Here is a 19,591-nt window from a genome sequence, read left to right as displayed (position 1 = left end):
ACAATGTTCGACGGAAACCCGAAGGACGAGCGAGAGCAGGCACCGTGAGACAGCACCCGATACAGCACAGGGCCCGCCGGATGTCCCTGACCGTGGCGGCGGCGACCTCGTTCGCCGCCGCCGCCGTGTTCCTGACGACCGGCACGGGCCTCGCCGGGAACCTCGGTGCGACCGCTCCGGCGGCGGCCGCACCGGGCGAAGGCGACACCGTGGGCGTGACCTCGGGAGAGACCACGGTCGGCACGACGAGCGGCGTCGACGGCGGAGTCACCGGCGGAGCCGACAGCGGCGGGACCGTCGGGGTCAGCGAGGGTACGACGACGGGGGAGACCACGGTCGGGACGACGAGCGGCGGATCCGACGGCGGCGCGAACACCGGGGTCAGTGAGGGTACGACGACGGGCGAGACCAGCGCCGGGACAACGAGCGGCGGATCCGACGGCGGCGCGAACACCGGGGTCAGCGAGGGTACGACGACGGGGGAGACGACGGGCGGCGGCGAGCCGACCCCCACCCCGAGCACGCCGCCGACCCAGCCCCCGGGCACGGGCGGGATCCCGTACACCGCCCACCCCTGCTGGTCCCCGGACTCGAAGCCGATCACGGGCACCTTCGTGGCGATGGTCCCGGCCGGAACCCTCCCGACCGGCAACAAGGCCACCCTGGTCGAGCTGCGCTTCGCCCCGAAGACGGACCCGGACACGGGCGTCCGCGGCGACGACGAGATCCTCACCCGCTTCGCCCAGACCGGCGGCGCGTGGACGGCGGCCCGTCCGGCGAAGCTGGAGCTGTCGACCGACGCCATCAAGCCCTTCCGCCCGGTGGTGGACGGGAGCACCCTCAAGATGCCCGAGATCCGCCTCACCGACGTCAACTGCTGGAACGACACCGTCGCTTCCCTCGGCGGCACCCTCCGCTTCGGCGGCGAAGGCGGCAACGGCGGTGCCGAGGTGAAGGTCCCGGTGACCTGGCAGCGCTCCTGACGGCGCCCCGGAATCACAGGGGATCGGGACGGCCGCCCACGGGACCGCTCCGTGCTCGCCGGTCGCCCTCTCGGTGAGCCGAGTCAGCCGGACGGACTGATGACGTCCGCGAGGGGTACGCCTTCCTGAGCCCATCGGCGCAGCCCCTCGCGGTCGACGAGGCGAACCCGGTCGCGCTCCGCCGCCCAGACCTTCGCGGCGGCCGTGAACCGGCCGTTGGTGACGACGACCGGGAGCGTCGCCTGGTGCTCCGCCACGGCTCCGCCGTACAGGTGCTGCACGACCGGCTGGCCCACCGAGCCCTGGCCCTTCCGGAAGTGTTTCGCCTGCAACATGATGCGCCGCCCGAATTGGTCGACCGCGATGACGTCGGCACCCTGGTCGCCGGCTCCTCCACCCGAGCGCACGATCCGAAACCCGTCGCGATGTAGGAGGTCGGCGACGAGCTGCTCGAATGCGCGGTGGTGGAGCTCGTCGGCCTCGTCGAGACTCATCTCCACGGGCGGCTTGAGCACGGGGCCCTCCAGGGCCTCCTGAGCGAAGGCCGTCAGGGTCTCGCAGCGGTCCCGGGTCTGGTCGTGAAGGGACCGGACAGCGGCCGTGTGCCTGGCGTAGCGCTCCAGGAACAACTGTGTGGCCTGGAAGAAGAGACCGTCTCCGGCCTGCAGGAGGGGAGAGGAGGCGTAGGTGAACGTCTCCTTGATCTCACCGATCACGTCCCGATCGGCGGTCCGTGGGAAGGGGGCGCTCCGCAGGCGCTCGTACAGCCGGGCGGCCTCCTGACGCCGTCGTGCAGGCTTCAGATCGAGCTCCGCCAGTTCGGCGAGCGCGTCTCTCAGATCCCGGTACACGCGGCCGAGAGCTTTGTCGCTCTTCTCCACGTCCGACAGCAGTCTGCTCTGCGCCGTCACCTCCACCGGCACGAGGCCGGTCTCGCTGTTCTTGCGCGGCAGCGTCCCGGAGTGGCGTTCCAGGTCGGCGGAGACGCGTGTCAGCTGCTCGCGCAGGTTCGTCAGACGGGAACGGAGACCCTCCTCGCCGTCCTCCATACCCGGAATGACGCCCACGGGTACGGCCGTGTCCGGGCGCAACGTTCTCGCCGGCCTCGCCGTGGTCGAATCAACGCTCAAGGTCCCCTCCCAGGTCGTGAAACACGCCGCTCAAGATCGTAGGCGGGCCCGGGAGGTGAGGTGACAGCGGATCAGGCCGAGTCGGTGCCGGGGGAGCCCCGCGCCCACGGGCGGATCCTGCGACCGCGGCATCGCCCGGGCACTGCTCGACATGACTCCGCGGAGGAAGGCTGCCCGTCGTGACGGCCGCCCTCGGGGCGCCCTCGGGGCGCACCGGGTTCGGCGATGCCAGAGGCCCTCTCGGCTCCGCGAGGAGTGAGAGGGCCTCAGGTCTGGCTCGACGCCCGGGAACCCACCGCCGCGAGCGGCCTGCATCCCCCGGTAGGTCGACGTGCTCAGATGTCCCGGAAGATCTCGATCTGCGCCCCCACCGAGTTCAGCCGCTCCGCCAGGTCCTCGTACCCCCGGTTGATGACGTACACGTTGCGCAGCACCGACGTGCCCTCGGCCGCCATCATCGCGAGGAGGACGACCACGGCCGGGCGCAGGGCCGGGGGGCACATCATTTCGGCGGCGCGCCAGCGGGTGGGGCCCTCGACCAGGACGCGGTGGGGGTCGAGGAGCTGGAGGCGGCCGCCGAGGCGGTTGAGGTCCGTGAGGTAGATGGCGCGGTTGTCGTAGACCCAGTCGTGGATCAGGGTCTTGCCCTGTGCCGTGGCCGCGATGGCAGCGAAGAAGGGGACGTTGTCGATGTTGAGGCCCGGGAAGGGCATCGGGTGGATCTTGTCGATCGGCGCCTCCAGCTTGGAGGGGCGGACCGTGAGGTCGACCAGGCGGGTGCGGCCGTTGTCCGCCGGGTACTCGGCCGAGCGGTCGTGGTCGAGGCCCATCTCCTCCAGCACCGCGAGCTCGATCTCCATGAACTCGATCGGGACCCGGCGGATCGTCAGTTCCGACTCCGTGACGACGGCCGCGGCGAGCAGGCTCATCGCCTCGACCGGGTCCTCGGAGGGGGAGTAGTCGACGTCGACGTCGATGTCCCGGATGCCGTGCACGGTGAGGGTGGTGGTGCCGATGCCCTCGACCCGTACGCCCAGCGCCTCCAGGAAGAAGCACAGGTCCTGGACCATGTAGTTGGAGGAGGCGTTGCGGATGACGGTGACGCCGTCGTGGCGGGCGGCCGCCAGCAGGGCGTTCTCGGTCACCGTGTCGCCGCGCTCGGTCAGGACGATCGGGCGGTCGGGCACCACGGAGGACTCGACCTGGGCGTGGTAGAGGCCCTCGGTGGCGGTGATGTCCAGGCCGAAGCGGCGCAGCGCGATCATGTGCGGCTCGATCGTGCGCGTACCGAGGTCGCAGCCGCCGGCGTAGGGCAGCTTGAAGCGGTCCAGGCGGTGCAGCAGCGGGCCGAGGAACATGATGATGGAGCGGGTGCGGATGGCCGCCTCGGCGTCGATGGCCTCCATGTCGAGCTCGGCCGGCGGCACGATCTCCAGGTCGACGCCCTCGTTGATCCAACGGGTGCGGACACCGATCGAGTTCAGCACCTCCAGGAGGCGGAAGACCTCCTCGATGCGGGCCACCCGCCGCAGCACCGTACGGCCCTTGTTGAGGAGGGAGGCGCACAGCAGCGCCACACAGGCGTTCTTGCTCGTCTTGACGTCGATGGAGCCGGACAGGCGCCGGCGGCCGACGACCCGCAGATGCATGGGGCCGGCGTAGCCCAGAGAGACGATCTCGCTGTCCAGGGCTTCGCCGATCCGGGCGATCATCTCAAGGCTGATGTTCTGGTTACCGCGTTCGATCCGGTTGACGGCGCTCTGGCTGGTGCCGAGCGCGTCCGCCAGCTGGGTCTGGGTCCAGCCGCGGTGCTGACGGGCGTCACGGATGAGCTTGCCGATGCGTACGAGGTAGTCGTCTGCCATGGCGTCACGTTATCTCAGATATGAGATGAGTTACGCCAGGGGCTAGGCCATCAGGGTGAGGCGGTGTGGGCGACCGGGTGGCGCGGTTCGTAGAGCGGCAGTTCGGATCCGCTCGGCAGGCGCACCGCGCAGACCAGGCCCCAGCCCTGGTCGCTGATGGGGCGTGAGACCTCGGCGCCCCGGTCCTCCAGCCGCTTCAGGGTCTCGGCGACGTCGTCGCACATCAGGTAGACCTCGTTCTTCGGCTCCCCGTCGGTGGGGTGCACCGCGATCTCGGCCGGTGGCAGCCGGAAGATGAGCCACCCGCGTCCCGCGTCCACGTGGTCGAAGCCGACCACGTCCTTGAGGAAGGCGCGGTCCGCCTCCGCGTCCTGGGTGTAGAGGATGACATGCGCGCCGCTGAACATGACTCGATCGTCCGTCGGGGTCCGCTGTGCGGCAATCCCACCGCGGCCGTACGGGGGTCGGGTCTCCTCCGGCCGTGCGGGGGTCAGCTCTCCCGCAGCCGGACCCGCTGGACCTGGCAGGCGAGCGTGCGGCGCCTGGCCGCCGGTCCGGCGGCGGGTCCGTCCGTCGCGGTCGGGTCGTCGAGGCCGCGGGCGATCCGGTCGTAGGCGTTCCGGTACGCCCCGAACGGCGGCTCGGCGCCGTGTTCCCTCAGGTCCTCCTCGACCAGCCGCCGCAGCGCGTCCACGTTCTGCGGCGTGAACCGCTTCCGGCCGCGCGCCAGCGCGTGCACCAGGCGCGAGCAGTGGGCGGCGTCCTCCAGGGTCTCCGAGACCGCTTCGGCCAGGCCCCACAGCCGGCCTTCGAGCCAGGGGAGGTCCCGCTGGTCGAGCGAGAGATCCACCGGCCCGCCCGCGCCGCCGCCCGTCGCCCGGCCCCCGCTTGCTGCCGCGCCGCCCGCCGTCGCCCCGCCGTCCGTCCTCGCCCCGGCCACCTGCTTGGAGACGGCGGGCTGGCTCATTCCGGCGAGCCGGGCGAGCCGGTCCTGGGTCCAGCCGGCGCCGGCGAACAGCCGGATCATCTCGGCGCGCAGGCGGCGCATCTCCTCGCCCGCGCGGATGATCTCGTTCATCTCGGCGAACATGCGTCCGACCTGTTCCTCGGTCAACTCCCGCTCCGCAGTCACAACTCAGTTATACCCGGCCGTCGGGAAGGCTCGACACGGGTCATAACCAGGTTGTACAACGTGGTTATGAATCCTTTGCACGCCGCCTTCGCCGCGCCCGACGGCACCCGTCTCGCCTACCGCGCCACCAGCCCCGGCGCCCCGCTCCTGTGCATCCCCGGCGGCCCCGCCGACTCCGCGTACCTCGGCGACCTCGGCGGTCTGTCCGCCCACCGCGGGCTCGTGATCCCGGACCTGCGCGGCACCGGCCGTTCCGCCGTGCCCGCCGACCCCGCCTCGTACCGCTGCGACCGGCTCGTCGACGACGTCGAGGCCCTGCGCGTCCACCTCGGCCTGGAGCGGATCGACCTGCTCGGCCACTCCGCCGGAGCGGACATCGCCGTCCAGTACGCGGCCCGCCACCCGCACCGCGTGTCCCGGCTCGCCCTCGTCACCCCCGGCACCCGCGCCCTCGGCGTCGAGGTCACCGTCGAGCAGCGCCTGGCCCTCGCGCGAGTGCGTGCGGGCGAGGTGTGGTTCCCCGCCGCCTTCGCCGCCCTGGAGGCGATCAACGCGGGCACCGGAAGCGACTGGGAGGCCGTCGCCCCCTTCCGTTACGGCCGCTGGGACGAAGCCGCCCGGCGCCACCACGCCGCGGGCCGCCCCGGCCCTCCCGGGGCCCTCGCCCGCTTCGGCGCCGACGGCGCCTTCACCCCAAACGCCACCCGCGCGGCGCTCGCCGCGCTCGACGCCCCGGTCCTGCTGCTCGCCGGCGCGTACGACCTGAACAGCCCGCCGGACGCGGTGGCCGCATGCGCCCGCTTCGTGGCGGACGCCACATTCCGGGTGCGGCCGCGGGCGGGCCACTATCCGTGGCTGGACGACCCCGCCGGCTTCGTCGCGACCCTCACGGCGTTTCTCGGGGCCTGCCGGGCATGACCGACCGCCGGTGATGTACTAGAGTTATCTCGACATCGAGATATCTGCCGAGGCGCACCGCTGCCGCCACCCGGTAAGGGTTACCTAACTTAGCCTTACCTTAGCGGATCGACGACGTGTACGTGGCGGCAGGATGTGGTGGAACGCGCACATATATGAAGGAGACTGTCGTGTCGGCGAACAGCTTCGACGCCCGCAGCACGCTGCGCGTGGGCGACGAGTCGTACGAGATCTTCCGCCTGGACAAGGTGGAGGGCTCGGCCCGGCTCCCCTACAGCCTTAAGGTTCTGCTGGAGAACCTGCTCCGCACCGAGGACGGCGCGAACATCACCGCCGACCACATCCGGGCCCTCGGCAACTGGGACTCCCAGGCCCAGCCCAGCCAGGAGATCCAGTTCACGCCCGCGCGCGTGATCATGCAGGACTTCACCGGTGTCCCCTGTGTCGTCGACCTCGCCACCATGCGCGAGGCCGTCGCGGCGCTCGGCGGCGACCCGGCGAAGATCAACCCGCTCTCCCCGGCCGAGATGGTCATCGACCACTCCGTCATCGCCGACAAGTTCGGCACCAACGAGGCGTTCGCGCAGAACGTCGAGCTGGAGTACGGCCGCAACAAGGAGCGCTACCAGTTCCTGCGCTGGGGTCAGACCGCCTTCGACGACTTCAAGGTCGTCCCGCCGGGCACCGGCATCGTGCACCAGGTGAACATCGAGCACCTGGCCCGCACGGTCATGGTCCGGAACGGCCAGGCGTACCCCGACACCCTCGTCGGCACCGACTCGCACACCACCATGGTGAACGGCCTCGGCGTCCTCGGCTGGGGCGTCGGCGGCATCGAGGCCGAGGCCGCCATGCTCGGCCAGCCGGTCTCCATGCTGATCCCGCGCGTCGTCGGCTTCAAGCTGACCGGCGAGCTGCCCACCGGCACCACCGCCACCGACCTGGTCCTCACGATCACCGAGATGCTGCGCAAGCACGGTGTCGTCGGCAAGTTCGTCGAGTTCTACGGTGAGGGCGTCGCCGCCACCTCGCTCGCCAACCGCGCCACCATCGGCAACATGTCGCCGGAGTTCGGCTCCACCGCCGCGATCTTCCCGATCGACGGCGAGACCCTGAACTACCTCAAGCTCACCGGCCGCTCCGAGCAGCAGGTCGCGCTCGTCGAGGCGTACGCCAAGGAGCAGGGCCTCTGGCTCGACCCGGCCGCCGAGCCCGACTTCTCCGAGAAGCTGGAGCTCGACCTCTCCACCGTCGTCCCCTCGATCGCCGGCCCGAAGCGCCCGCAGGACCGCATCGTCCTCGCCAACGCCGCCGAGCAGTTCAAGCAGGACGTCCGCAACTACGTCGACATGGTCGACGAGGCGGGCCAGGAGTCCTTCCCGGCCTCCGACGCCCCGGCCGTCAGCAACGGCGTCCCGTCGAACCCGGTCCAGGTGACCGCCCCCGACGGCTCGACCTACACGCTCGACCACGGCGCCGTCACCGTCGCCGCGATCACCTCCTGCACCAACACCTCGAACCCGTACGTCATGGTCGCCGCCGCGCTCGTCGCGAAGAAGGCCGTGGAGAAGGGCCTGACCCGCAAGCCGTGGGTCAAGACCACTCTCGCCCCGGGCTCGAAGGTCGTCACCGACTACTTCGACAAGGCGGGCCTGACCCCGTACCTCGACAAGGTCGGCTTCAACCTCGTCGGCTACGGCTGCACCACCTGCATCGGCAACTCCGGCCCGCTGCCGGAGGAGGTCTCCAAGGCCGTCAACGAGCACGACCTCGCGGTCACCTCGGTCCTCTCCGGCAACCGGAACTTCGAGGGTCGCATCAACCCCGACGTCAAGATGAACTACCTGGCCTCCCCGCCGCTGGTCGTCGCGTACGCCATCGCGGGTTCCATGAAGGTGGACATCACCAAGGACGCCCTCGGCACGGACCAGGACGGCAAGCCGGTCTACCTGGCCGACATCTGGCCCTCCGAGGCCGAGGTCAACGACGTCGTCGCCAACGCCATCGGCGAGGACATGTTCTCCAAGTCCTACAGCGACGTCTTCGCGGGCGACGCCCAGTGGCAGGCGCTGTCGATCCCGACCGGCAACACCTTCGAGTGGGACCCCGAGTCCACCTACGTCCGCAAGCCCCCGTACTTCGAGGGCATGACGATGGAGACCACCCCGGTCACCGACATCACGGGCGCCCGCGTGCTCGCGAAGCTCGGCGACTCGGTCACCACCGACCACATCTCCCCGGCCGGTGCCATCAAGGCCGACACCCCCGCCGGCAAGTACCTCACCGAGCACGGTGTGGAGCGTCGTGACTTCAACTCCTACGGCTCGCGCCGGGGCAACCACGAGGTCATGATCCGCGGCACCTTCGCCAACATCCGCCTGCGCAACCAGATCGCGCCGGGCACCGAGGGCGGCTACACCCGCGACTTCACGCAGGAGGGCGGCCCGGTCTCCTTCATCTACGACGCCTCGCAGAACTACCAGGCCGCCGGCACCCCGCTGGTCATCCTGGGCGGCAAGGAGTACGGCTCCGGCTCGTCCCGCGACTGGGCGGCCAAGGGCACCGCGCTCCTCGGCGTCAAGGCCGTCATCACCGAGTCGTACGAGCGCATCCACCGCTCGAACCTCATCGGCATGGGCGTCCTTCCGCTCCAGTTCCCGGCCGGCCAGTCGGCCGACTCCCTCGGCCTGACCGGCGAGGAGACCTTCTCCATCACCGGCATCACCGAGCTGAACGAGGGCCGGACCCCGAGCACCGTGAAGGTCACCACCGACACCGGTGTCGAGTTCGACGCGGTCGTCCGCATCGACACCCCCGGTGAGGCGGACTACTACCGCAACGGCGGCATCATGCAGTACGTGCTGCGCAACCTGATCCGCGGCTAGTCACCACGACGCACGCCGAACCGGCCGCCACCCCCGCTCGGGGTGGCGGCCGGTTCCGTCGTTCCGGGGCACCTATCCTGCGCGCCATGGACCTCGACCAGGACCTGGACGGGCTCGACCGCGACGCGCTCCTCGCGGAGGCGAAGCGGCTGCGGGCCGGGATCCGGGCCCACCGCGACAGCACCGGGCACGACCTGTGCTGGCACCACCCCGCACTCTGGGGCCTGCTGCCCGAACCGATCGCCCCCGAGGTCGCCGTGCCGCCCTGGCCCGTGTTCCTCCGCGGCTGCGTGCGCTACCGCGAGGCCCTGGAGCGCGAACTCCCGGCCGCGCCCGCGCACGACCGGGAGTACGAGGAGCGGGACCGTCAGGGCCCCTAGGACCCTGCCCGTGGACGGGCCTCGCCGAGCAGCTCCACCTCCGCCAGCTCGACGGCGCCCGCGCCCGACGGCACCAGCCGGTACGTCGCGTACGTCCCCGGCTTCGCCACCGAGAAGACCCGCGTCTGGCGGTCCCAGGCGAACACCTCGCCGTCCCGCCGGTCCAGGTCCGTCCACGTCACGCCGTCCGCCGAACCCTGGAGCACCCAGCCGGACGGCGCCTTCGCCCGGTCGGCCGAGGACGTGAGCGTGTACTGCACCGCGCGGCCCGGCTCGGCCACCGGCAGCTCCAGCGCGCCCGCCACCGGGCCCGCCGTCGCCGAGGTGTCGTCGAACAGCGCCCCCGCGCCCCGCACGAGGTCCGCCCGCGGCGCCGGCACCTCGTCGTCCCGGGTGATCGAGACCGGGGCCGCCGAGGCGCCCGTGCCCCAGGCCGACGGCCTTGGCCCCATGTCGAACTTCAGCGTGCCGCCCTTCGCGAGCAGTTCGTGCGGCAGCGCCGTCGAGTTCCAGCGCTTGCCGTTCAGCTTCACGCCCTGCACGTAGATGTTGCGGGCGCTGTTGCGCGGGGCCTCCACGACCAGGGTGCGGCCGTTGTCCATCCGCACGGTCGCCTTCGTGAAGAGCGGCGAGCCGATCGCGTACTCCCCGCTGCCCATCACCAGCGGGTAGAAGCCGAGGGCCGAGAAGAGGAACCAGGCCGACTGCTCGCCGTTGTCCTCGTCGCCGTGGTAGCCCTGGCCGATCTCGCTGCCGGTGTAGAGCCGCGAGAGCACCTCGCGCACCTTCTCGGCCGTCTTCCACGGCTGCCCCGCCGCGTCGTACATGTACGGCACGTGGTGGGCGACCTGGTTGGAGTGCCCGTACATGCCCATCCGCACGTCCCGCGCCTCGGTCATCTCGTGGATGACGCTGCCGTACGAGCCGGCGAAGTCGGGGCTCGCCGTCTCCGGCGTGGAGAAGTACGCGTCCAGCTTCCGCGCGAGGCCCGCGCGCCCGCCGTACAGGTTGGCCAGGCCCCGGGAGTCCTGCGGGGCGGTGAAGGCGTAGCCCCAGCCGTTGGTCTCCGTGTAGTCGTGGCCCCAGATCCGCGGGTCGTACGACCGCGAGGGCACGCGCCACGCGCCCTTGGCGTCCCGGCCCTGGAAGAAGCCGGTGGTCGAGCCGCTGCCCGGCCCGGCGCCCGATCCGGCCTCCGGGTCGAAGAGCGAGACGTAGTTCCGGGCCCGCTCCAGGAAGTACGCCGACTCCTCCGCGTACCGCTTCTTCCCGGTCTTCTCGTGGAGCGCCTGCCCCATCCGCGCGATGCCGTAGTCGTTGAGGTAGCCCTCGAGCGACCAGGACAGGCCCTCGTGGGTCGCGGTCGAGGCGTAGCCGGTGAAGGGGGAGGTGTCCATGCCCTTGCGGCCCACGCCCCGGCTCGGCGGCACGACCGTCGCGTTCTTCAGCGCCGCCTCGTACGCCGCCTCCGCGTCGAAGTCGACGCCCTTGACGTACGCGTCGGCGAAGGCCACGTCCGAGGAGGTGCCGGTCATCAGGTCCGCGTAGCCGGGGGAGGACCAGCGGGAGATCCAGCCGCCGTCCTTGTACTGCTGCACGAAGCCGTCGACGAGCTCGCCCGCCTTCTGGGGCGTGAGGAAGGAGTAGGCCGGCCAGGTCGTCCGGTAGGTGTCCCAGAAGCCGTTGTTGACGTACGCCTTGCCCTCGACGATCCTCGCGCCGGTACGGGTCGGAGTGTCCGGCCCGGCCGGGGCGGAGAAGGGGCTGGCGTACAGGTACGTCGAACCGGCCTTCTCGAAGCCGGAGTTCGGGTAGAGGTAGAGCCGGTAGAGGCTGGAGTAGAGGGTGACGAGCTGGTCGTGGGTCGCGCCCTCGACGGTCACCCGCCCGAGCACCTCGTCCCAGGCGTCCTGGGCCCGCTCCCGCACGGTTTCGAAGCCGGTGCCCTCGGGGATCTCGTCGGCGAGGCTGGCCTTCGCCTGCTCGACCGAGATGAGGGAGGTGGCGATCCGCAGGTTCACCGTGCGGTCGTCGCCCGCGTCGAAGCGGAAGTGTCCCTTCACGCCCTGGGCCGTGGGCTTGCCGGAGGCGGTGACCGGCGCGTCGAAGACGCCGTACACGAACATCCGGCCCGCTCCGGTGGACAGTCCGCTCTTCACGTCGGAGTAGGCCGTGAAGGAGCGGCTCTCCGGGTCGAGGGTGAGGCCGCCCTGGTCGGTGACGTTGTCGAAGACGACGCTCGCGTCGTCGCCGGGGAAGGTGAAGCGCATCGCGGCCGCGTGGTCGGCCGGCGCGATCTCGGCCTTCAGACCGTTCTCGAAGGTGACGCCGTAGTGGTGCGGCCTCGCCGTCTCGTTCTCGTGGCGGAACGGCAGGGCGCGGGCCGCCCGGTCGGCCGGCGGGGTGCCGGCGGCCGCCGAGGGCATCACCTGGAAGGTCTGCCGGTCGCCCATCCAGGGGCTGGGCTGGTGGCTCGCGGACAGCGCCTGCAGGGTCGGCAGGTTGTCGGCGTTGTTGCCGCGCGCGTACTCGTAGATCCAGCTCTGACTCGCCGCGTTGGTCACCGGCGTCCAGAAGTTGAAGCCGTGCGGGACGGCGGTGGCGGGGAAGTTGTTGCCGCGCGAGAAGGAACCGGAGGAGTTCGTGCCGCGGACCGTGGAGGCGTAGTCGGAGAGCCGGTCGTACGGCTCGCGGGGCGCCTTGGGGGCGATCGCGAGGTCGTCGATCCAGCCCTGGAACTTCGCCGGCCCCTTGGGGGAGTCGTACGCGACCAGGATCCGGTCCACGGTCTTGCCGTTCGCCACCTCGCCGATCCGGGCGCTGACCCGGTTCCACTGGTTGACGTAGAGCCGTTTGGCCGCCCCCTGGCCCTGCGGGCTGAGCCGTCCGCCGTGGCTGTCGTGGGCGCCCAGGTCGCTCAGATACGTCCCGTCGGTGAAGGCGAGGTCCACGGATACGTTCGTGGCGGGATAGTTGAGGTCCGTCTCGGACGCCGGCATCGACGGGAGGATCAGGTACGACAGCTCGGTGTTCCGGACGATGCGGGTGTCGACGTCGAAGACCTTGTTGTACGAGTAGGCGCGGCCCGCTCCCTTGTGGGTGCCGGCGTAGCGCAGCGCCCGCTTCCCGGTGAAGCCCGCACCGGCCTTGGCGGTGGGGGAGCCGCTGGGGCCGCGGTCGACGTGGCTGCGCATCTCCTCGGGGACGGGCTGGGAGGTGTCCCCGTTCGAGAACTGAACGTCGGCGAGCTGGGTCAGGCCCGCGCCGGCGTTCTTCGTGATCTCCAGGCGGTAGTGGGCGTAGGCGGTCGCGCCGCCGCCGGAGGCGCCCGGAACGTCGAAGGTCCTCGTCTCGAACCGCTTGGCGAAGCTCTCGCCCGCGCGGGTGTCGAGGACCGTCCACTGCTTGCCGTCCGCCGAGCCCTTGAGGGTCCAGTCGCGCGGGTCGCGCTCGGCGGCGTCGTTGGCCGAGGTCAGCGCGTAGGTCGCGAGTCTCACCGGGGCGTCGAGGTCGAACTCCAGCCAGGCGGTGGGTTCAAAGGCGAGCCACTTGGTGCCCGCCTGGAGGTCGACCAGGTTCTCCTTCACCTCGCCGGCGCCGGCGTGCTCGGCACTGGCGCGCACGGCGGTGACCCGGTCGGTGACATTGCCGGGGATGCCGGTGACGTAGCCGCCGTCGACACCGGAGGCCCGCTTCTGTCCGTCGGGGCCGGTGTCGACGGTGTTCCGCCAGGTGGGCTGTGTTTCGCCCGCTTCGAAGGAGGTGGTGAACTCCCGTTCGGAATTGTCCGGTTGACCCGGAAGCGCCTGAGCCACCGAGGGGGTGAGGCTCAGGACCATGGCCGCCGAGGCCGCCAGCGAGACCACTCTGAGATGGGACCGCATGCCGTGTCGTCGCTCCTGCCGCTCGTTTCAGACAACGTTGTCAAGCCGATGGCGCGAGAACTAAGGACAAGGGCGACGACCTGCTGGTGTCAAGGGTGTTGACGAGAATTCGGGGGAGGAAACGGGGCAGAAACGGCTCGGTCGTCCCGCAGGTCTCAACTCGGAGAAGACTGCCCGGGAAAGCTGGTTTCGATCTTGCTCCCGTGAAGGGAAGTGGACTATACCTGTCGGCGTCCGACCCGTCGTATCACTGCACACGACGGCCCGACGCCTGCACGACCCAGCAATTGACCGCGGTGGCGGGGCCCTTCGCCTTGGGCGAGTGAAGTACGGGTGACCGGTACACCGCCTGAGTCCTGAATGAAGGCGAGGACTTGAGCATGGGATCCACCTCCGCCCCGAAGAACGACGGTCTCGGCCGTCGCGACCTGATCAAGCGTTCCGCCGCACTCGGTCTGATCTCGGTGCCCACCATGAGTTTCCTGTCCGCGTGCGCCTCCAGTGGTGGCGACAGCGGCGGAAACGACGCGCCCAAGGGCGAGAAGACCAAGGACAATCCGTTCGGCGTGGCCAAGGGCGGCAAGATCGACGTCGTCGTCTTCAAGGGCGGATACGGCGACGAGTACGCCAAGGCGTGGGAGGCCAGCTTCAACAAGAAGTGGGGCGTCACCGCCACCCACACCGGCACCCAGGAGATCACCGGAAAGCTCCAGCCGCGCTTCAACGCCGGCAACCCGCCGGACATCGTCGACAACTCCGGCGCCCAGAAGATCAAGATCGACGTCCTGTACAAGAACGACCAGCTGCTCGACCTCGCCGAGGTCCTCGACGCGCCGTCCGTCGACGACCCGAGCAAGAAGGTCCGCGACACCCTCATCCCCGGCACCCTCGACCCGGGCCTCCAGGAGGGCAAGGTCGTCGCCCTCAACTACATCTACACGGTGTGGGGCCTGTGGTACTCCGGCAAGCTCTTCAAGGAGAAGGGCTGGACGGAGCCGAAGACCTGGGACGAGTTCCTCGCGATCTGCAAGGAGGCCACCGCCCAGGGCATCGGCGGCCTGGCCCACCAGGGCAAGTACCCGTACTACATCAACGTCGCCATCATGGACCTGATCGCCAAGACCGGCGGCCTGGAGGCCATGAAGGCGATCGACAACCTCGACCCCAGGGCCTTCGTCGGCTCCGACGCCGCCAAGCAGGCCGTCGAGGCGATCTACGAGGTGGTCGAGAAGGGCTACCTCATGCCCGGCACCAACGGCCTGGAGCACACCGAGTCCCAGACCCGCTGGAACCAGTACAAGGCCGCGTTCATCACCTGTGGTTCCTGGCTGGAGAACGAGCAGATCAAGCAGACTCCGGCCGACTTCGACATGCGGTTCATGCCGATGCCGCTGCTGCCCGGCAGCAAGATGCCCTACGAGGCGATCCGCGCCGGCTCCGGTGAGCCCTTCATCATCCCCTCCAAGGCCAAGAACCTCGCCGAGGCCAAGGAATTCATGCGGATGATGCTCTCCAAGGAGTGGTCGACGCTCTTCGCCAAGGAGGCCAACTCCCTCACGATCCTCGCCGACGGCGTGGACCCGAGCGTCAAGCTGCGCCCCGGCACCCAGTCCACCGTCGAGGCGTCCAAGAAGGCCGGCCCGAACACGTTCCGCTACCTGTACACCGAGTGGTACAGCGAGATGGACACCGAGCTCCAGAACGCCTCCAACGAGCTCATGGCCAAGCGCATCCAGCCCGCGGAATGGCTGAAGCGGGCCCAGGCCGCCGTCGACAAGGCCGCCAAGGACCCGGCGTCCAAGAAGAACCGCCGCGACTGATTCGCGGACCGATCCCGCGCCTCACGCCGGGAACACCGCCGCCGGGAACATCAGGGACAGGAACGCCATGCGCAAAGGGCAGTACACGTTCGTCACGGGATTCCTCTTCATACCCGTGGCCCTCTATCTGGTCTTCGTCATCTGGCCGTACGTCCAGACGTTCGGCTACTCGCTGACCGACTGGAAGGGACAGTCGCAGACCTTCTCCTTCGTCGGTCTCGACAATTACGTCGCACTCCTGGAGGACGACGTCTTCCTCGGAGCGGTCTGGCACAACATCCTGTTCCTGGTGTTCATCCCGGTGATCACCATTCTGCTCGCCCTCTTCCTCGCCTTCATGGTGAACGCGGGCGGCGGCGGCCGGGCCGGCGGCGTCTCCGGCGTCACCGGCTCCAAGTTCTACAAGGTCGTCTACTTCTTCCCGCAGGTGCTCTCCCTCGCGATCCTCGCCGTCCTCTTCGGCGCCGTGTACCGCAGCGACACCGGCGGCATGCTCAACGGCCTCCTCCTCAAGCTCGGCCTCATCGAGGCCGACCGGCCCATCGAGTGGCTCAACGAGCCCGACTTCGTCCTGTGGGCCCTCATGGCGGTCGTCGTCTGGCACGGCGTCGGCTTCTACCTGGTGCTGTTCTCCGCCGCCATGCAGTCCATCCCGCGGGACATCTACGAGGCCGCCCTGATCGACGGCGCCGGGCGCGCCCAGTCCTTCTTCCGCATCACCCTGCCGCTGCTGTGGGACTCGGTGCAGACCGCCTGGGTGTACCTCGGCATCGTGGCGATGGACATGTTCGTGCTGGTGTCCACCATGACCTCCGGCGACTACGGCGGTGGACCGGACCACCACAGCGAGGTCATGTCGACGGTCATGATGCGCAACTTCCTCTACTTCGGCAGGAGCGGCTACGCCTGCGCCATGGGCGTGGTCATGCTGCTCCTCACCCTGATCGTGTCCGTGGTCACGCTGCGCGCCACCCGCCGCGAGCGCCTCGAGTTCTGAGCGGGAGACGTAACGATGACTGCACCCATCCAGAAGTCCGACGCGAGCCCGGCCTCGGGCGGCGGCTCCGTGCCCCGTCAGCGGGCCGTCCGCAAGGGGAGCACCCCGGTCCCCGGCCCGGCCCGCGAGGGCGTCGTCCTGAACGTCTTCTCGCACGGCTTCCTCGCCGTGTGGGCCCTGCTGATCGTGCTGCCGCTGCTGTGGCTGGTGCTCAGCGCCTTCAAGACCGACTCCCAGATCGCCGGGTCGGCCTTCGGCTGGCCGTCGAACTGGTCCCTCGACGTCTTCGCCCGCGCCTGGGAGAAGGGCATCGGCGACTACTTCGTGAACACCGTGATCGTGCTGGTGTTCTCGGTGCCGCTGACCATGCTCTTCGGCTCCATGGCCGCGTACGTGCTCGCGCGCTACCAGTTCTGGGGCAACCGGCTCCTCTACTACTTCTTCGTCGCCGGCGCGATGTTCCCGGTCTTCCTCGCCCTGGTCCCGCTCTTCTTCATGGTGAAGATGCTCGGGATGCTCAACACCTACCAGGGCCTGATCCTGGTGTACGTCGCCTACTCGATGCCGTTCACCGTCTTCTTCATGCACTCCTTCTTCAGGACGCTGCCGACGGCCGTCTTCGAGGCGGCGATCCTGGACGGCGCCTCGCACACCCGGGCCTTCTTCCAGGTGATGCTGCCGATGGCCAAGCCGGGCCTGCTCAGCGTCGGGATCTTCAACACGCTGGGGCAGTGGAACCAGTTCATCCTGCCGACCGTGCTCATGCAGCCGCAGAGCGGCGACGACCCCGAGCGGTACGTGCTCACGCAGGGCCTGATCCAGCTCGAACAGCAGCAGGGGTACGCGACGGACCTGCCGGTCCTCTTCGCCGGTGTGACCATCGCCATGATCCCGATGCTGGTGGTCTACCTCTCCTTCCAGAGGCAGGTCCAGGCAGGTCTCACTTCGGCCACGCTCAAGTAACGGTCCGCACCGCCGCGCGGCCCCAGGGGTCCGGCCCCGGAGACTCGCTCTCCGGGGCCGGACCTTTTGGTTCCAGATTCCACTACCGTCGAGGACTTGACGACGACAAGCCCCACGAAGGAGCTTGGAGTTCATAACTTGTACACGTCGTAGGGTGGAGAGAGTCAATGGAGACTCCGGGGTCGCAGTCCTCGCTGCACCGGGCCAATCTGGAGCGGGTCGTCCGTGCGGTACGGATGGCCGGATCGCTCACCCAGGCGGAGATCGCCCGCGCGACGGGCCTGTCCGCCGCCACGGTCTCCAACATCGTGCGAGAACTGAAGGACGGCGGCACCGTCGAGGTCACCCCGACCTCCGCGGGGGGCCGCCGGGCCCGCAGCGTCTCGCTCAGCGGTGACGCCGGCATCGTCATCGGCGTCGACTTCGGCCATACGCACCTGCGGGTCGCGGTGGGCAACCTGGCCCACCAGGTGCTCGCCGAGGAGGCCGAGCCGCTGGATGTGGACGCCTCCGCCGCGGAGGGCTTCGACCGGGCGGAACAGCTGGTCAGCCGCCTGATCGCGGCCACCGGCATCGGCCGGGACAAGGTGGTCGGGGTCGGCCTCGGCGTGCCCGGCCCGATCGACGTCTCCTCGGGCACCCTGGGCTCCACCTCGATCCTGCCGGGCTGGAGCGGGATCAACCCCGCCGACGAGCTCTCGGGCCGCCTGGGCGTCCCCGTGCACGTGGACAACGACGCCAACCTCGGCGCCCTCGGCGAGCTGGTCTGGGGCAGCGGCCGGGGCGTCAAGGACCTCGCGTACATCAAGGTCGCCAGCGGTGTCGGCGCCGGCCTCGTGATCGACGGCCGGGTCTACCGGGGGCCCGGCGGCACCGCCGGCGAGATCGGCCACATCACCCTGGACGAGTCGGGACCGGTCTGCCGCTGCGGCAACCGGGGCTGCCTGGAGACCTTCACGGCCGCCCGCTACGTGCTGCCGCTGCTCCAGTCCAGCCACGGCCCGGACCTGACCATGGAGCGGGTGGTCCAGCTGGCCCGGGAGGGCGACCCCGGCTGCCGCCGGGTGGTCGCCGACGTGGGCCGCCACATCGGCAGCGGCGTCGCCAACCTCTGCAATCTCCTGAACCCGAGCCGGGTGGTCCTCGGCGGCGACCTCGCCGAGGCGGGGGAGCTGGTCCTGGCGCCCATCAGGGACTCCGTGTCGCGCTACGCCATCCCCAGCGCCGCCCGGCAGCTGTCCCTTGCCCCGGGCGCCCTGGGCGGCCGTGCGGAGGTGCTCGGCGCGCTCGCCCTCGTCCTGAGCGAGATGGGTGATTCGTCGCTGTTGCAGGGGTCTGCCGGCACGCTGTCGAGTGCTGCCGGGACGAGGACTCCTGCCTTCACTTAGATAACGGATGGCACCGTTGTCATCTCGTTAAGGATTTACTCCTTGACGTCGACCCTGCGGCCGAGTTGACTTCCAGCCACCTCGGCCGCAATGTCGCGGCCTCGTCAGGGAGGCAACCCCACATGAACGCAGTGACGCGTCGCGTCGTCATAGGCACGGCCGCGGTTTCCATGGCCCTCTCCCTCGCCGCCTGTGGCCAGGCCGGCGACAACGGCTCCGGCGATGCGGGTGGCGACGGCAAGACCATCGGTCTGCTGCTGCCGGAGAACAAGACGACCCGTTACGAGACCTTCGACCGTCCGATCATCGAGGCGAAGATCAAGGCCCTCTGCTCGGACTGCGAGGTCAAGTACAACAACGCCGCTCAGGACACCGAGACCCAGAAGAAGCAGTTCGACGCGCTCGTCACCCAGGGCGTCAAGGTCATCATCCTGGACTCGGTCGACTACAAGGCCACCAAGTCCTGGGTCCAGCAGGCCGAGAAGAAGGGCGTCAAGGTCGTCGCGTACGACCGGCTGGCCGAGGGTCCGATCTCCGCCTACGTCTCCTACGACAACGAGAAGATCGGCCGCCTCCAGGGCGAGGCCCTGGTGAAGGCCCTCGGCGCGAAGGCCAAGGAAGCCAACGTTGTCATGATCAACGGCTCGCCGACCGACCCCAACGCCCCGCTGTTCAAGAAGGGCGCCCACAGCGTCCTCGACAGCGGCGTCAAGAAGGTCGTCTACGAGCAGGACATCCCGGACTGGTCCCCGGACGAGGCCAACAAGAAGATGGGTGCCGCCATCGACTCCCTGGGCAAGACCGGCTTCCAGGGCGTGTACTCGGCCAACGACGGCATGGCCGGCGGCATCATCACCGCCCTCAACAAGCAGGGCGTCAAGGTCCCGGTCGGCGGCCAGGACGCCGAACTCGCGGGCCTCCAGCGCATCCTGAAGGGCGACCAGGCCTTCACCATCTACAAGCAGATCAAGCCGGAGGCCGAGACCACCGCCGAGATCGCGGTGCGCCTCCTCAAGGGCGAGAAGATCGACGACCTGGTCACCACCAAGGTCACCAGCCTGACCGGCGAGTTCAAGGACATCCCGGCCAAGCTCTACGACGCGCAGATCGTGACCAAGGAGAACATCGCCTCCACGATCATCGCCGACAACGTCTACAAGGCGGCCGACATCTGCACCGCCGAGTACAAGGCGGCCTGCGAGGCGGCGGGCATCAAGTAGCCCGCCCCGCTCCACGGACCGGTCCG

Annotated in this window: 14 protein-coding genes; 9 read left to right on the top strand and 5 right to left on the bottom strand. The window is 69.6% G+C overall.

Going from position 1 to position 19,591, the window contains the following annotated elements; all coding sequences use genetic code 11:
* Nucleotides 1-80: 80 nt before the first annotated feature.
* The gene (locus tag ABD954_RS07575) at nucleotides 81-983 is read left to right on the top strand and encodes a hypothetical protein (protein ID WP_345485020.1); all 903 of its coding nucleotides are present in this window, start codon (nucleotides 81-83) and stop codon (nucleotides 981-983) included.
* Nucleotides 984-1,066: 83 nt separating this feature from the next.
* Here ABD954_RS07575 and ABD954_RS07570 read toward each other — a convergent pair whose 3' ends face one another.
* From ABD954_RS07570 to ABD954_RS07555, 4 genes are all read right to left on the bottom strand, one after another.
* On the bottom strand, nucleotides 1,067-2,032 hold the full coding sequence (locus ABD954_RS07570; protein WP_345485019.1) for a restriction endonuclease: 966 nt from the start codon (nucleotides 2,030-2,032) through the stop codon (nucleotides 1,067-1,069).
* Between the two features lie 416 nt (nucleotides 2,033-2,448).
* Nucleotides 2,449-3,978, bottom strand: coding sequence for a helix-turn-helix domain-containing protein (locus tag ABD954_RS07565; protein WP_345485018.1), 1,530 nt, complete (start codon nucleotides 3,976-3,978; stop codon nucleotides 2,449-2,451).
* Between the two features lie 50 nt (nucleotides 3,979-4,028).
* Nucleotides 4,029-4,385, bottom strand: coding sequence for a VOC family protein (locus ABD954_RS07560; protein WP_345485017.1), 357 nt, complete (start codon nucleotides 4,383-4,385; stop codon nucleotides 4,029-4,031).
* Between the two features lie 83 nt (nucleotides 4,386-4,468).
* Entirely contained in the window at nucleotides 4,469-5,110 is a 642-nt protein-coding gene (locus ABD954_RS07555; RefSeq protein WP_345485016.1) for a sigma-70 family RNA polymerase sigma factor, read from the bottom strand.
* Nucleotides 5,111-5,176: 66 nt separating this feature from the next.
* On the opposite strand from ABD954_RS07555, the gene ABD954_RS07550 reads away from it, so the two are divergent.
* From ABD954_RS07550 to ABD954_RS07540, 3 genes are all read left to right on the top strand, one after another.
* On the top strand, nucleotides 5,177-6,028 hold the full coding sequence (locus ABD954_RS07550; RefSeq protein WP_345485015.1) for an alpha/beta fold hydrolase: 852 nt from the start codon (nucleotides 5,177-5,179) through the stop codon (nucleotides 6,026-6,028).
* Between the two features lie 155 nt (nucleotides 6,029-6,183).
* Nucleotides 6,184-8,913, top strand: a complete 2,730-nt coding sequence (gene acnA / locus ABD954_RS07545; protein ID WP_345485014.1) for an aconitate hydratase AcnA — start codon at nucleotides 6,184-6,186, stop codon at nucleotides 8,911-8,913.
* An 86-nt stretch (nucleotides 8,914-8,999) separates the two neighbouring features.
* Nucleotides 9,000-9,293, top strand: coding sequence for a hypothetical protein (locus tag ABD954_RS07540; protein WP_345485013.1), 294 nt, complete (start codon nucleotides 9,000-9,002; stop codon nucleotides 9,291-9,293).
* Here the strand turns inward: ABD954_RS07540 and ABD954_RS07535 are convergent.
* Nucleotides 9,290-13,177, bottom strand: a complete 3,888-nt coding sequence (locus ABD954_RS07535; RefSeq protein WP_345485012.1) for a GH92 family glycosyl hydrolase — start codon at nucleotides 13,175-13,177, stop codon at nucleotides 9,290-9,292. The two genes, ABD954_RS07540 and ABD954_RS07535, sit on opposite strands and share 4 nt — an antisense overlap.
* A 380-nt stretch (nucleotides 13,178-13,557) precedes the next feature.
* Between ABD954_RS07535 and ngcE the strand changes: the two genes are divergently transcribed.
* The 5 genes from ngcE to ABD954_RS07510 all read left to right on the top strand — a co-directional run bounded on the left by ngcE (nucleotide 13,558) and on the right by ABD954_RS07510 (nucleotide 19,565).
* Nucleotides 13,558-14,997: an N-acetylglucosamine/diacetylchitobiose ABC transporter substrate-binding protein gene (gene ngcE / locus ABD954_RS07530; protein ID WP_345485011.1), complete on the top strand. Its 1,440-nt coding sequence runs from the start codon at nucleotides 13,558-13,560 to the stop codon at nucleotides 14,995-14,997.
* A 67-nt stretch (nucleotides 14,998-15,064) separates the two neighbouring features.
* Nucleotides 15,065-15,994, top strand: coding sequence for a carbohydrate ABC transporter permease (locus ABD954_RS07525; protein WP_345485010.1), 930 nt, complete (start codon nucleotides 15,065-15,067; stop codon nucleotides 15,992-15,994).
* Nucleotides 15,995-16,009: 15 nt separating this feature from the next.
* On the top strand, nucleotides 16,010-16,957 hold the full coding sequence (locus tag ABD954_RS07520) for a carbohydrate ABC transporter permease (RefSeq protein ID WP_345485009.1): 948 nt from the start codon (nucleotides 16,010-16,012) through the stop codon (nucleotides 16,955-16,957).
* Between the two features lie 167 nt (nucleotides 16,958-17,124).
* Nucleotides 17,125-18,345 carry an ROK family transcriptional regulator gene (locus ABD954_RS07515; RefSeq protein WP_345485007.1) on the top strand — a complete coding sequence of 407 codons (1,221 nt, stop codon included), beginning with the start codon at nucleotides 17,125-17,127 and terminating at the stop codon, nucleotides 18,343-18,345.
* Nucleotides 18,346-18,467: 122 nt separating this feature from the next.
* Nucleotides 18,468-19,565: a sugar ABC transporter substrate-binding protein gene (locus tag ABD954_RS07510; RefSeq protein WP_345485005.1), complete on the top strand. Its 1,098-nt coding sequence runs from the start codon at nucleotides 18,468-18,470 to the stop codon at nucleotides 19,563-19,565.
* Nucleotides 19,566-19,591 lie beyond the last annotated feature (26 nt).

The sequence above is a fragment of the Streptomyces roseoviridis genome (assembly GCF_039535235.1).
Taxonomy (GTDB): Bacteria; Actinomycetota; Actinomycetes; order Streptomycetales; family Streptomycetaceae; genus Streptomyces; species Streptomyces roseoviridis.
The sequence above is the reverse complement of the archived record's forward strand: the minus strand, read 5'-3'. Positions and strand labels throughout refer to the sequence as shown.